The sequence below is a fragment of the Candidatus Korarchaeota archaeon NZ13-K genome (assembly GCA_003344655.1).
GTDB lineage: Archaea > Korarchaeota > Korarchaeia > Korarchaeales > Korarchaeaceae > Korarchaeum.
Map to the genome: position 1 here is coordinate 1 of MAIU01000026.1, position 12,464 is coordinate 12,464.

At 59.4% G+C, this 12,464-nt stretch carries 15 protein-coding genes; 8 read left to right on the forward strand and 7 right to left on the reverse strand.

What is annotated here, in order from left to right:
* Positions 1-141 (forward strand): ATPase (locus tag BA066_04150; protein ID RDD53476.1); only part of this gene is annotated, 141 nt, incomplete at its 5' end.
* An 83-nt stretch (positions 142-224) separates the two neighbouring features.
* Here BA066_04150 and BA066_04155 read toward each other — a convergent pair.
* From BA066_04155 to pstS, 3 genes are all read right to left on the reverse strand, one after another.
* Positions 225-800 (reverse strand): nicotinamidase, encoded by a 576-nt coding sequence (locus BA066_04155; GenBank protein RDD53477.1) that lies wholly within the window; start codon positions 798-800, stop codon positions 225-227.
* Positions 801-831: 31 nt separating this feature from the next.
* Positions 832-1,203 carry a hypothetical protein gene (locus BA066_04160; GenBank protein RDD53478.1) on the reverse strand — a complete coding sequence of 124 codons (372 nt, stop codon included), beginning with the start codon at positions 1,201-1,203 and terminating at the stop codon, positions 832-834.
* An 82-nt stretch (positions 1,204-1,285) separates the two neighbouring features.
* Positions 1,286-2,371, reverse strand: coding sequence for a phosphate ABC transporter substrate-binding protein PstS (pstS, locus tag BA066_04165; protein ID RDD53479.1), 1,086 nt, complete (start codon positions 2,369-2,371; stop codon positions 1,286-1,288).
* Between the two features lie 159 nt (positions 2,372-2,530).
* Here pstS and BA066_04170 point away from each other — a divergent pair, with 159 nt between their 5' ends.
* From BA066_04170 to BA066_04185, 4 genes are all read left to right on the forward strand, one after another.
* On the forward strand, positions 2,531-3,535 hold the full coding sequence (locus tag BA066_04170) for an AbrB/MazE/SpoVT family DNA-binding domain-containing protein (protein RDD53480.1): 1,005 nt from the start codon (positions 2,531-2,533) through the stop codon (positions 3,533-3,535).
* A 40-nt stretch (positions 3,536-3,575) separates the two neighbouring features.
* Positions 3,576-4,370: a 3-oxoacyl-ACP reductase FabG gene (locus BA066_04175; protein RDD53481.1), complete on the forward strand. Its 795-nt coding sequence runs from the start codon at positions 3,576-3,578 to the stop codon at positions 4,368-4,370.
* A gap of 89 nt (positions 4,371-4,459) precedes the next feature.
* Positions 4,460-5,374 carry a hypothetical protein gene (locus BA066_04180; protein RDD53482.1) on the forward strand — a complete coding sequence of 305 codons (915 nt, stop codon included), beginning with the start codon at positions 4,460-4,462 and terminating at the stop codon, positions 5,372-5,374.
* Between the two features lie 46 nt (positions 5,375-5,420).
* Positions 5,421-7,304, forward strand: coding sequence for a S9 family peptidase (locus BA066_04185; protein ID RDD53483.1), 1,884 nt, complete (start codon positions 5,421-5,423; stop codon positions 7,302-7,304).
* Here the strand turns inward: BA066_04185 and BA066_04190 are convergent.
* Complete coding sequence (locus BA066_04190) at positions 7,291-8,781, reverse strand: hypothetical protein (GenBank protein RDD53484.1); 1,491 nt, start codon at positions 8,779-8,781, stop codon at positions 7,291-7,293. The two genes, BA066_04185 and BA066_04190, sit on opposite strands and share 14 nt — an antisense overlap.
* Positions 8,782-8,849: 68 nt before the next feature.
* Here BA066_04190 and BA066_04195 point away from each other — a divergent pair, with 68 nt between their 5' ends.
* Genes BA066_04195 through BA066_04205 form a run of 3 tightly spaced genes read left to right on the forward strand, consistent with a single transcriptional unit; the run spans position 8,850 to position 10,260 of the window.
* Positions 8,850-9,641, forward strand: coding sequence for an undecaprenyl-diphosphate phosphatase (locus BA066_04195; GenBank protein ID RDD53485.1), 792 nt, complete (start codon positions 8,850-8,852; stop codon positions 9,639-9,641).
* A gap of 39 nt (positions 9,642-9,680) precedes the next feature.
* On the forward strand, positions 9,681-9,935 hold the full coding sequence (locus BA066_04200) for a hypothetical protein (GenBank protein RDD53486.1): 255 nt from the start codon (positions 9,681-9,683) through the stop codon (positions 9,933-9,935).
* Positions 9,913-10,260 (forward strand): hypothetical protein, encoded by a 348-nt coding sequence (locus tag BA066_04205; protein RDD53487.1) that lies wholly within the window; start codon positions 9,913-9,915, stop codon positions 10,258-10,260. Before BA066_04200 ends, BA066_04205 begins: the two co-directional genes overlap by 23 nt.
* A 13-nt stretch (positions 10,261-10,273) precedes the next feature.
* Here BA066_04205 and BA066_04210 read toward each other — a convergent pair whose 3' ends face one another.
* The 3 genes from BA066_04210 to BA066_04220 are packed head-to-tail and all read right to left on the reverse strand — an operon-like array spanning position 10,274 to position 12,463.
* Positions 10,274-11,008 (reverse strand): ABC transporter, encoded by a 735-nt coding sequence (locus BA066_04210; protein RDD53490.1) that lies wholly within the window; start codon positions 11,006-11,008, stop codon positions 10,274-10,276.
* A 32-nt stretch (positions 11,009-11,040) separates the two neighbouring features.
* The gene (locus BA066_04215) at positions 11,041-12,036 is read right to left on the reverse strand and encodes an ATP-binding cassette domain-containing protein (protein RDD53488.1); all 996 of its coding nucleotides are present in this window, start codon (positions 12,034-12,036) and stop codon (positions 11,041-11,043) included.
* The gene (locus BA066_04220) at positions 12,017-12,463 is read right to left on the reverse strand and encodes a PadR family transcriptional regulator (protein RDD53489.1); all 447 of its coding nucleotides are present in this window, start codon (positions 12,461-12,463) and stop codon (positions 12,017-12,019) included. The genes BA066_04215 and BA066_04220 overlap by 20 nt, the downstream gene beginning before the upstream one ends.
* Position 12,464 lies beyond the last annotated feature (1 nt).

The window sequence follows — 12,464 nt, forward strand, 5'->3', positions numbered from 1 at the left end:
CTGAGCAGGGGGATCACTGAGGTGACGACGAAGGAGCTTATGAAGAGCGCGCTCTCTCTCCTCAGGAGGGAGAACGAGGAGTGGTACCAGAACTGGATAATCTTCGATAGAGCGGTCAAGAGGAGGAGGACTGAGGACTGAGCGGGCAGCATCTTCACTCTTTTTCATCGAGCTACCGAGACCATCGATCTCTTACTTTGAGGACCCGCGCTCCCAGATCCCGCCTACGCTATCTCATCCAGCCTCACCAGTATTCCCCCTTCCCTGAGCATCTCATACTTAGCCCTCTCCTCCCCATCCTTGGAGATCCCCCTCACCGCCTCCTCGACCACTAGGACCTCGTAGTTGAGCCTGAGCGCATCCAGCACGGTGGCCCTGACGCAGTACTCGGTGGCCACCCCACCCACGAAGAGCCTCCTCACCCCGAGGCTCGCGAGCGCCTGAGCCAGATCGGTCCCCTCGAATCCCGAGTAAGCTTCCCTATCCCTCTCGGTTGCCTTCGAGACTATCAGGGCCCCCGGGGGAACCCTGAGGGAGGGATGGAACTCCGCGCCCTCCGTGCCGGCGACGCAGTGAGGGGGCCAGGGCCCTCCCCTGGGCCTGAAGGACACGTGATCCGGGGGATGCCAGTCCCTGGTCAGGATGACGGGCAATCCCCTCCCCTCGAACCTGCCGACCAGCTCGTTGATCGGGACCACGACGGAGTCCCCCTCGGGGACGGGCAGCGCCCCTCCGGGCATGAAATCCCTCTGCACGTCGACTATGAGAAGGGCCGACCTTCCGGTTATCGCCACCCTCATGCTACCCCAGCCGACCGTGAGGGCAGCCTTTTTAAGTTTCGGGAATTGAGATCTGGACCATCCCTCTCCCGCTGAACCCCCTGAGGATATCGCCGGCTCTCCTCAGCCCCCTCATGAGGTTCTCAAAGTACTCCTCGGGATCCATCCCCAGCATCCGGGCGGATTCCGGGAGCTCACCCGCGCCCCTGACCCAGATGGAGATAGCTCCCTCGTTGATTCCGGCCCTTATGTGCGTCGGAACGGGCAGTCCGGCCGGGAGAAAGGCATATCCCTCGGCCCTCAGGCTGGCCAGGAAGCCGAGAGCCTCCATCTCGGGGATCAGCCTGGATAGGAGGGACTCTATATCGCGCCTGGGGAGGTATGCGTGAAGCTCGACCTTCAACAGAATATCCTCGAATCCCATCCGGTATCGGCCACGCCGAAAAAATAAAAAAGTTGCGATGAATCACGTGAGTGGTCGCATAAATCACCTGTTCGGAAGCCGCTCAACCGCCCTTTATGAGTTCCAGCGCTTTGAGGTTCAGCTGCCTCACCTCCTCCGGTATGGGGACGTAGCCCCTCAGGACCTTCCCCTGTCCCTCCGTGTTAACATACCTTATGAACTCCCTCACGGCCCACGCCTTGGCTGGGTCAGAGTAACTGATGTAGAACAGCAGGTGACTGAATGAGGTTATCGGGTATGAGCTCTCACCCGGTGCGAAGAGCAAGGCATCTAGGTCCCCGCTGAAGTCCCCGTCTGGGCTCTTCGGTAGAGAGGGAGAAGCAGCAACGACCGCTCTCATAATGGTCGTCTCGTTGGCCTCGACGAACCTTCCATCCCTGTTCCTTATCAGCGCGGTCGGCATGTTGAGCTCCAGGACGTAGTTGAGCTCCAAGTATCCTATGGAGCCGGGGGTCGTTCTGAGCACCTCAGCGACTCCCTGGTTCCCCTTACCACCGACTCCGTTCCCTCTCCTATCGACGGGCCACTCCACGGACTTCCCCACGAGCTCCTCTGGCCAGGCCTCCGGAGCCGCCTTGTGGAGGAACCTAGTGAAGACGTCGGTGGTGCCGCTAGAGTCTGACCTGTGGACTGCTATTATCCTCCTCTCCGGGAGGCTGAGATCGGGGTTGAGTCTTCTCAGCCTCTCATCATTCCAGTACTGTATCTCCCCCATGTAGATTAGCGCCAAAGTCTCCGCGTCGAGCCTCAGCCTGCCGCTCACCTCCGGCAGGTTGTAAGTCACGACAACGGCGCCCAGGACGAAGGGCATCTGGACGAACCTCCCCCTCCAGGACTCCCACTTCTCCCTCGAGATAGGGGGATCGCTCACCGCGAAGTCCACTACCTGGGAGAAGAACTGCTCCTGTCCTGTTCCGCTACCGGTGGGGTTGTAGTTAATCGTGACGTTCGGGTACTTCCTGCTGAAATCATCGATCCAAGCGGCTATCTGCGGGTAGGGGAAAGTGGCCCCTGATCCCAGCAGATTGACCCGCTTCCGCTCAGCTGGAGGCTTCTGCGGTGAAAGGACCGCAGCCATCGCGACCGCGACCACCACCAGGGCCACTAAGGCTGGGAGGTACTTCCTCATGCGGACCACCCTCTCACCATCTTGGGAAATTTTATAAACATATTCTCCTTATTTTCCTTAAAGAAATTACGAATATAGAGATGAATAATCTGGCAGTTAATTAAATAGGTAAATAGATAACATGGAAAACTATATATTGCGACCCCGCGTGGCTGCCTGATGAGCAGGCTATACGTTAGGAACCTCCAGTTAACTGGAAATGCCACCTACATCGTCTCCATTCCGAAGGATTGGGTGAGGAAGCTCGGGCTCGAGAAGGGATCCAAGGTTTACCTGGAGCTGATGCAGGACGGCTCCCTCAGGTTGTACGGTAGCTCGCCCAAGAGGGCACCCGGCATAGGAAAGTCCTTCGAGCTAGGTAGGGGGGATGATCCTAACAGCCTGATCAGGAGGATCCTCGCCGCCTACATAGCGGGCTTCTCGACCGTCACGCTCAGCTTCGATCCCGAGCTCAAGGAATCGGCTTTCGAGATCAGGAGGTTCTTGGAGTCATCCGTCCTGGGTTTCAACGTGCTGAGGGAGAGCAGGTCTGAGTTCACATTCTACGCGGTCGTGGATGAGGACGCCATGAGGCTCAGCGACACTCTGGGGAAGCTGAGGGAGAACGTCCACCACATGCTCGAGGACATGCACTCAGGAATGGGCAGGAATGACGTTAAAGTGCTTGAGAGGGTCATAGAGGAGGATCAGATAGTCGACAAGCTCTACCTGCTCGTCGCCAAGCAGGTGACGAGGATGCTGATGAACCCCCTGAGCGTGGAGAGCTACGGGCTGAGGAGCGCCGCCGAGGCACCCCAGGTGTTCCTGGCTGCCAGGTCGATGGAGAGGATAGCGGATCACGCCGTCCTGATGGCGAGGGAATCGCTTGAAGTGATCACCTCCGGGGGAAGGATCCCTGGATGGCTGCTCGAGGATTTCATCTCCGTTCTGGATCTCTTCGATTCCTCCACGAGGCTCCTCCTGGAACCGGATGAGGTCGAGGCCGAGGAGTCCGCGAGGAGGATAGATGACGCTCTGAAACTCATCAGGGGGAGGAGGGTCGAGGACAGCAGGATCCAGATGCTCCTGAACAGTATGGAGAGGATCCTGGGCTACACCATGAACGTTTTGGAGGCCGTCATAGACATCATTATGATAAGGGAGTTCGCAGAGCTGTCCGGATGATCAAGGTTTTAAAGGAGCCTGCGTTGAGCTGGAGGGGATCATGAGGCTGGACGGCAAGGTTGCCCTGATCACGGGGGCTTCCAGGGGAATAGGAAGGGCCATAGCCCTGGCCTTCGCCAGGGAGGGAGCCAACATCATCGTCAACTATTCGAGAGACGATTCCAAGGCCAGGGAGGTCGTAGATTCAGCCAACTCGCTCGGAGTGAGGGCCATTATGGTGAGGGCAGATGTCTCCAATCCCATGCAGGTGGAGGAGATGGAGAGGGTCGTCAGGAGGGAGTTCGGGAGGCTTGATATCCTCGTGAACTCAGCCGGCATCACCGTGAGGCGCCCCTTGGAGGAGACCTCATACGATGAATGGAGGAAGGTCGTGGACGTCAACCTCAACGGCACCTTCTACGTGATGAGGGCCTTCTTCAGGCTCATGGCCGAGTCGGGCGGCGGGAGCATAATAAACATAGCCTCCGTCGCCGGCGTGCTCCCCATGGTCGGCTCCGGCGCATACAGCCCCTCAAAGTCCGGCGTGATAATGCTTACGAAGCAGGCGGCCGCCGAGTGGGCCAGGCACGGGATAAGGGTCAATGCTATATGCCCCGGTCCCGTGGAGACCGACATGCTGAGGGAGGAGTTCACCGAGGAGCAGCTGGAGATAAGGAGGAGGCTGATACCATTGGGAAGGCTCGGGAACACGGAGGATGTGGTGAAGCTGGCCCTGTTCCTCGCGTCCGATGATTCGAGCTACATAACCGGTGAGGCCTTCGGCGTGGACGGTGGGATGGCGGTGAGCTACTACCTCCTCCTGGAGAAGCTCCTGGAGATCGGGAGGATCCCCTGAGGTCCCCAAGAGAAGCTAAGGGAAGCCGGTTCCCACTATAGGAGGATGAAGATTTTTATTGTTATGGGTCAGCCCAGCCCGGGCCCTAGATGGAGGTCACGGATCCGCTCTTCTGGGTGGCGTTCCACTCGGTGATCGCGCTCTTCCTCTTCATAGACCTGAGGCATTACCATCACACTGAGGTGACCTTCAGGGACAGCCTGAGGTGGGTGATAATCTGGGTGTCGATAGGCCTCTCCTTCTCCGCCTTCGTGCTCCAATTCTACGGCCTGGATGAGTTCGTGAAGTACATCACAGCCTATACTACCGAGTACCTGCTCTCAATGGATAACATCTTCGTCTTCCTGGCCATCTTCACTTACTTCGCGGTTCCCTACAATGCCAGACCCCTTGTCCTCTTCCTGGGAATAGTTTTCGCCGTGATATTCAGGGCCACCTTCATAGCCGTGGGGGTCACCCTGCTCCAGACGTTCCACTGGATGGTCTACGTCTTCGGGGCCGTCCTGATATACTCAGGCTATAAGATGGCGAGGGGAGGTGCTGAGAGCGTGGATCCATCGAAGAACAGGGTGGTGATTCTGGCGAAGAGGTTCCTACCGCTCACGCATGAGTATCACGGGCAGAGGTTCATCGTGAGGATCTCCTCGGATAGGTTGTTCACCCCGCTCATCTTGGTGCTCCTCGCGATAGAGACCACTGACATAATGTTTGCATTCGACTCAGTTCCCGCCGTGCTGGCAATAACCAGGGAGTTCTTCACAGCATACACCTCTAACATAATGGCCATTCTGGGGCTCAGATCCCTCTACTTCGTGCTGGAGCATGGGGTAAGGAGGCTCAAGAACCTGGGGAAGGGATTGGCCATATATCTGATCTATCTGGGCGTTGCCTTCATGCTCTCCGCCTTCGAGGTGGAGGTGCCCTCCTGGGTGTCCCTGCTCATGATAGCATCAATCCTGCTCTACGCCTTCCTCACCTCGGAGAAGGGGAGCTCGGGGGAGTGACCTCGCAAGCGTCAACCTTTTTCTCCCATGGCACCCCCGCGCCCATATGAGACCCACTGACCTTGATGACTTCTCGAAGATCGTGCTCATCGGACCCCCCTTCCTCAGGTGGGATGGCGATCTCGTCGCCTTCAGGACGGGGAGGGCGCTCCTGGAGGAGGACTCCTACGATCACAGGATATGGGGACTCCGGCCCGGGGAGGAGCCCCTCCCGCTCACCCGGGGGCCGAGGGACGGGAATCCCTCCTGGGAGCCCGGAGGGAGGAGGCTCGTCTTCGTGAGGAAGGGGAATGACGGGGACTCCCTGATCCTCTGGACCACGGCCGAGGAGTATCCCGTCCTTCACTGGGAGGCGGGGATCGAGGATGTGGAGTGGGCATCTGGCAGCATCGCCCTGGCTGTGCTGAGGGAGGGAAGGAGGGAGGATGATGTTAAGACGATAAGGACGATACCATTCTGGGAGAACGGGGAGGGATGGACCTACTGGTTCACCAGGAGGCTCCACGCCATCGACCTCATGACCGGGGAGCACTGGCCCCTGTCCCAGCAGGGGTTGGAGGTGATGGACTTCAAGGTCTCGCCAGATGGGAGGAGGGTCGCCTTCCTGGCCCTGAGGGACAGGCAGAGACCCCTGAACGTGAGCCTCTTTGTCTCGGACATGGAGGGAGAGGCCCAGGAGCTGGGGGATGGGAGCTGGTACCTCAGGAGGGTCTGCTGGAGGTCCGAGTCCAGGCTGGGCGTCGTCGGCCACGATCTTAGGAGGGGACTCGCGACCAACTCGCACCTCTTCGAGACCCCAGTGGACCGCTGGGATCCGGTGGATCAGCTGGAATGGGATAGGAGCATAGGCAACTCGCTCAACAGCGACGTGAGGGGAGGGATGAACATGAGGCCCGCGTGGCACGAGGGTTGGTGGTACGCGGTGATACAGGATGGGACGCAGGCCCCTCTCTTCAGGTTCAGGGAGGGGGAGGTGGAGAGGGTCAGCCCCTCCGGCATCTCCGTGGAGGGCTTCGACATCAGGGGAGGGAGGATCGTCCTGACAGCTATGAGGTTCGACAGGCCCGCCGAGATCTACCTGGTCGAGGGTTGTGAGTTGAGGGCCCTGACTAGGATGAACGAGGGTTTCGCGTCGAGGGTGAGCCTGAGGAGACCCGAGATGTTCAGCTTCAGGGCCTCGGATGGTGTTGAGATCGAGTGCCTCTACCTTGCCCCGGATGGGGATCCACCTCACCCCACCGTGCTCTACGTCCATGGGGGGCCCGCGACGGCGTTCGGAGAGGCTTTCATGCACGAGCTCCACTTCCTTCGCCAGAGGGGTTACGGCATCCTCCTCGTGAACTTCAGGGGGAGCGAGGGGTACGGTGAGGAGTTCAGGGACATAAGGGGACGTTACGGTGAGAGGGACTACCTGGACCTCATGGAGGCCCTGGATGAGGCCTTGAGGAGGGGCTATGCAGACCCCGAGAGGCTGGCCGTGATGGGGGGAAGCTACGGTGGCTTCATGACGAACTGGATCGTGGGGCACACCGATAGGTTCAAGGCCGCCGTGACCATGAGGGGCATATGCAACTGGATAAGCGATTACGGAACCACAGACATAGGCTTCTTCTTCAACCCCGATCAGATAGGAGGTCATCCCTGGGAGAACTTCATGGAGTACTGGGAGAGGAGTCCCCTGGCCCATGTCAAGAACGTCAAAACTCCCACGCTGATAATTCACAGCGATGAGGATTACAGGTGCTGGCTGGATCAGGCCCTTCAGTTCTTCACGGCGCTCAGGGTCTTGGGGGTTGAGGCTGAGCTCGTAATATTCCCGAAGGAGAATCATGACCTCAGCAGGAGCGGGAAGCCCAAGCACAGGATTGAGAGATTGAGGAGGATAGCTGAGTGGTTGGACAGGCACCTGAGGGAGGCTAGCGTTGCCTGAACCTCGCGGCCGATGGACAGGCTGCCAGTCCTCCCATGGCGGTGCACCTGAGCTCGCTGGGCATCATCCTCCCCACTGAGTAGATGGCGTCTATCGTCTCATCAAGAGGTATGGGGTTGTCATAGCCCCCCATCACGAGATCGGCGTTAACGAATGCCGAGGCGGCTGCGACAGCGTTCCTGGTGTGGCAAGGAACCTCAACGTACCCTCCCACGGGATCGCAGACCATCCCGGTTATGTTCTGAAGTGATACGGCAGCCGCATTCAGCGCTTGGTCGCAGGAGCCACCGAAGGCCTCCACCACGAGCGCGGAGGCCATTGCGCCAGCGGCCCCTATCTCGACCTGGCAGCCCGCCTCCTCAGCAGCGAAGGTGGCCCTGCTGCCTATAATCAGGCCGACGGCCCCGGCCGCGAAGAGGCATCTCACCAGCTCCTCCTTGGAGAGGCCCTCCTCATCCTCCAGAGTCGCCAGCACGCCCGGGATCACGCCGGCCGATCCACCCGTTGGGGCCGCCACGACCACCGCGTTTGAGTTGCAAGCGTGCATCACTGCCATCGCCAGGACCGCTGCCCTCGCGTGAGGACCTCCCACCGGGAGCTCCCCCCTGACGAGCCTCTCGTACATCGAGCTGGCTGCTGGCCTGAGCACCCTCAGCCTGACCCCTTCGCTCATGCCGTATTCTATCGATCGCCTCATCACCTCGTACCTCCTCAGCATGAGGTCCATCAGCTCCTCCCTCTCCATGCCCAGCAGCTCGGACTCGTACAGGATTCCAGCCTCCCCCAGGCTGATTCCCTCCCTCTCACATAGGGTCCTGAGCTCCTCCGCGTTGGAGAACATGGCCTTTCCTTTCACCGGAAGGAAGACAGGATCTATCACCTTGGAGCTCACAATCCAATCGAAGTTCTGATGCTCCGCTTCCCTCCTCTCAGAGCTCTTGATCAGGAGCAGGAAGCGATCTCCCAGGGGAATCAGGATGCCCTCGCGCAGGGGGCGAGGTGCCCCGGAGCACTCGTGGACTTGCAGGTACTCCCCTCCGGTCAGGTTCACGCCCACGCCATTGATCTCGATGATCTCGAACATCCCACCGCCCGTGGATCTCGCCCTGATCGTGAGCTCCTTCCTCCTCCCCCTCAGCAGGATCAAGACCTCGTTCGGATGCGGGGACTCGCCCAAGTTTCCCGAGCGAAAGTTGACGCTGATCCCGGACTCTCTGGCGAGATCAATCGCCCTGATGAAAGCTTCATCTTCCAGCCTCAATCCGATGAGTCCTGAGACGAAGGCTATATCGCTGGCCTCCTGCCTGTAGACCCTGACATAGGAGCCCCTCTCATCGAAGATGAACGTGGCCTCCAGCAGTTCATCAGACAGTATCTCCCCAGCCAGCTTCCCGATGAAGTAAGAGGCACCTGTGTGAGAGCTCGAGGGACCCCTTATCACCGGACCGATGACGTGGTTCAGTATGCTGAGGGCCATCGGATCCTCCGAGTGGGGGCTTAAAAAAAAAGGTTAATGTTTTTTAGCACACCCCTCGCACCCTCCCTATGGATCCATGGGAGGCCCTGGTGCTCGGCCTAGTCCAGGGCCTGACGGAATGGCTCCCGATAAGCAGCTCGGCTCACCTCGTCCTGCTCCAGAGCTTCCTCTCCCCCGGATCCGTGGCCTTCGATGCCTTGGTTCACGGGGGGACGATGCTCTCCGCCCTCCTCACGTTCAGAAGCGAGGTTATCGGGGTCATCAGGGGATTCCTTAGGAGCCTTCCAGAGATCTGGTTGAGGAGGTCATTCGATCTTCCCTACGAGAGCAGGCTAGCCTGGTACGTCATAGTGGGCACGCTACCCGTGGCCTTCACGGGCCTGCTGCTCGCGGACCGGGTCGAGGCCTCCTTCAACGCTCGGGTCGCGGCCATCGGCCTGCTCATAAATGGAGCTATTCTCTACTCGACCAAGTGGTCCAGGGGGCGGGATTCCCTCGATCTCAGGAGGGCCCTTCTGGTCGGCATGGCCCAGTCGGCCTCGCTGCTCCCGGGCATATCCAGGTCAGGGTCCACGATAGCGATCGGGTTGCTCGCGGGCCTGAGGAGGGAGGAGGCCTTGAGCTTCTCCTTCCTCCTCTCAGTGCCCGCTATAGCGGGGGCGCTCACCTTGGAGGCGCTCAGGTCCCCCGGTGAGGTCATGAGCCTCGCGAACCTGATCGGTTTCCTCTCCTCGTTCTCGATCGGGCTGGTGGCTATAAGGTCCCTCGTCTCCCTGGTGAGGAGGGGAAGGCTTCACCTGTTCTCCTACTACTGCCTCGCGCTCGGCGCCCTGGCGCTAATCCTAGCGGCCCGGGCGTGATGGTTTTAACATCTCAGGACCCGAGCCCCCGGGTCCCGCATGCTCGAGCTCGGGGATGAGGATCTCGTAACCGTCGTGACGATCAGGAGGAAGGATGGTAAGATTTTAATGGATTTGGAGCTGAGGAGAAATGGGAAGATGGGACTGAAGATCCATGAGAGGATATCGAGCCTCGAGGAGCTTAGAAGGATCCTTGAGAGGCCAAAATGGCTCGGGGAAAAGCCTGATGAGCTCGTAAGGAGGGCCATCAGGTCGATCCTAGAGGGGAAGCATGAGGAGGCTGGAGGTGTCTGAGAGGCTGGACATCATCTGCAGGGGCGCCTGGAGGATTGATGAGTACAGGGCGGAGGGTTACATAATCAGGGATCCCCCGAGATACCTGGTGCTGGTGGTCGAGAGGGACGGGGAGAGTGGAACCACTCCTTCCGTCTGGCTCGGCGAGTTCTCGAGCTACGAGGAGGCTAGGGACTCGCTGAGGGACGTGCTCTACAACATAGGCAGGAGGGAGGACAGGGGGTTCGGATGCCACGAGGCGATCCCCTCAGGGGGAGAGGTCACTGGGACGCGGCGCCGCGTGAGGGTGAACCGTTCTGAGCTGGGAGATGTGAGAAGGGGGTAATCTGAGGGCCAGCTCAGTCCAGCGTGCTCCTGTTGAAGAGCCTGGCCGAGATCAGGGAGAGGATCGATGCTATTATGAGCAGGATCAGGGCGTCAGCGACTGGGGGTATCGAGGAGATCCCTATCATGAGGTACCTCGTGAGGTCCACCGAGTAGGTGAGAGGGTTCAGGTAGAAGAGGGGCTTGACCGCCTGGGGCAGGTTGTCTATTGGGTAGAAGGCCCCGCTCAGGAATATTAGAGGGAAGGTCAGGAGGTTGGCTATCAGCTGGAAGCCCTCCGGGCTCCTCATCCTGGATGCTATCGCTATGCCCATGTTGTTGAAGGCCAGCGACGTGAGGAAGCAGACGGCCAGCGAGGGAATTATCCCTATCGGGTTCAGGGGGGCTATAGCGCATATCAGGAGCGTTATCAGAAGCGCCTGGAGGGAGGATGTGAAGGAGTCCCCCAGGGATCTCCCCATTATGGCGTAGGTCCTGCTGGCAGGCGCCACCAGAACCTCCTTGAGGAACCCGAACTCCCTGTCCCATATCACGGAGATGCCCCCTATGAAGCTGGCCGTGAAAGTCGTCATGACCACTATGCCCGGGGCCAGGAAGGCCAGGTAGTCCACGCCCAGGCTCGCCGAGAGGCCCCTCATGGAGGCGCTGAAGCCCATGCCCAAGAATACGAAGAACATGAGCGGGTTCACGATGGTCCCTATTAACCTGGACCTGGCCCTGAAGTACCTCTTCACCTGCCTGTAGAACATGGCGTAAAGTATCTTCCCCTCGTTCATCTCAATCACCTCCTGGCGGCCAGATGCCTCATCCTCATAGCCTCCCTCCAGTCCGACCCCTCATCCCTCATCTCCCTCCCGGTCAGGTGAAGGAAGACGTCGCTGAGCGTCGGCTGGGCGTACCTCACCTCCTCTATCCTCACCCCAAGCCTGGAGGCCGCCTCGAACACGAGGGGTATCGCCCTGGAGGCGTTGCTCACGCTGAGGGCATGCAGGCCGTTCACCTCCCTATAATGCGTAACGATGCCCTCCTCCAGGAGCTCCTCTATCAGGTACCTGGACTTCGAGTGATCATCCATCCTCAGATAGAGGACATCCCTCCCGATGCCGCTCTTCAGCTCATCCGGACTCCCTATGGCCACTATCTTACCATGATCTATTATCGCGACCCTATCGCACAGCCTCTCCGCTTCCTCTATGTAATGGGTCGTCAGGAAGACAGTTACGTCCCCCTCATCCCTCAGCCTCTCTATGTACTCCCATATCCTCGCCCTGGTCTGCGGGTCCAGGCCTATCGTTGGCTCATCCAGGAAGAGTATCTCGGGCCTGTGCATGAGCCCCCTGGCTATCTCCAGCCTCCTTATCATCCCGCCGCTGTAGTTCTTGACCTCCACGTCCTTGAACCTGGTCAGCTCGGCGAACTCGAGGGCTTCCTCGACCCTTCTCCTCAGCTCCTCCCCGCTCAGCCCGTATATCAGCCCGTGTATGTACAGGTTCTCCCACCCCGTCAGGTTCCTGTCCACCGATGCGTCCTGGAAGACTATCCCTATCCTCTCCCTGACCCTCACGGGCTCCTCGACCACGTTGTGCCCGGCCACGTAAGCCTCACCGCTCGTAGGCCTCATCAGCGTCACGAGTATGTTTATCGTGGTGGTCTTCCCGGCCCCATTGGGGCCCAGGAAGCCGAATATCTCGCCCCTCCTCACGTCGAAGGACACGCCATCGACTGCAGTCAGGGAGCCGAACCTCTTGACCAGGTTCCTAACGACTATGGCCTCCATACCTATCACCCAGTATCCTCCTGATCTCCTCCTCCAGCCTCAGGAAGGCCCTCCTAACGGCCTCCCTCTCCTCATGATTCAGCTCATCGCTCACGGAAAGGAGGTCCTCCATCAGCCGGAAAAGGCTCGGGGGTATCATCTCCCTAACCCTTGAGAACCTCCTGTGCTTCTCAAGGAAGCAGGAGAGTTTATCCTCATGCTTCCTGAGGTACTCAAGCCCCTCCTCCGTTATCCTGTACACCCTCCTCCTCCCCTCGAACCTCGAGCTTATCAGCCCCCTCTCCTCCAAGAGCTGGAGCGCGGGGTAAACCACGCCCGGGCTCGGGGTGTAGTTGAGCAGGCCGCTCATCCTCCTGATCACCTCATAGCCGTGCAATGGCTCCTCCCTGAGGACATCGAGCAGCAGCAGTCTCAGAATTCCCCTCACC

Coding starts and splice junctions, on each gene's coding strand:
- BA066_04155 (RDD53477.1), bottom strand. CDS start 800: ATGAGGGTGGCGATAACCGGAAGGTCGGCCCTTCTCATAGTCGACGTG.
- BA066_04160 (RDD53478.1), bottom strand. CDS start 1,203: ATGGGATTCGAGGATATTCTGTTGAAGGTCGAGCTTCACGCATACCTC.
- pstS (RDD53479.1), bottom strand. CDS start 2,371: ATGAGGAAGTACCTCCCAGCCTTAGTGGCCCTGGTGGTGGTCGCGGTC.
- BA066_04170 (RDD53480.1), top strand. CDS start 2,531: ATGAGCAGGCTATACGTTAGGAACCTCCAGTTAACTGGAAATGCCACC.
- BA066_04175 (RDD53481.1), top strand. CDS start 3,576: ATGAGGCTGGACGGCAAGGTTGCCCTGATCACGGGGGCTTCCAGGGGA.
- BA066_04180 (RDD53482.1), top strand. CDS start 4,460: ATGGAGGTCACGGATCCGCTCTTCTGGGTGGCGTTCCACTCGGTGATC.
- BA066_04185 (RDD53483.1), top strand. CDS start 5,421: ATGAGACCCACTGACCTTGATGACTTCTCGAAGATCGTGCTCATCGGA.
- BA066_04190 (RDD53484.1), bottom strand. CDS start 8,781: ATGGCCCTCAGCATACTGAACCACGTCATCGGTCCGGTGATAAGGGGT.
- BA066_04195 (RDD53485.1), top strand. CDS start 8,850: ATGGATCCATGGGAGGCCCTGGTGCTCGGCCTAGTCCAGGGCCTGACG.
- BA066_04200 (RDD53486.1), top strand. CDS start 9,681: ATGCTCGAGCTCGGGGATGAGGATCTCGTAACCGTCGTGACGATCAGG.
- BA066_04205 (RDD53487.1), top strand. CDS start 9,913: ATGAGGAGGCTGGAGGTGTCTGAGAGGCTGGACATCATCTGCAGGGGC.
- BA066_04210 (RDD53490.1), bottom strand. CDS start 11,008: ATGTTCTACAGGCAGGTGAAGAGGTACTTCAGGGCCAGGTCCAGGTTA.
- BA066_04215 (RDD53488.1), bottom strand. CDS start 12,036: ATGGAGGCCATAGTCGTTAGGAACCTGGTCAAGAGGTTCGGCTCCCTG.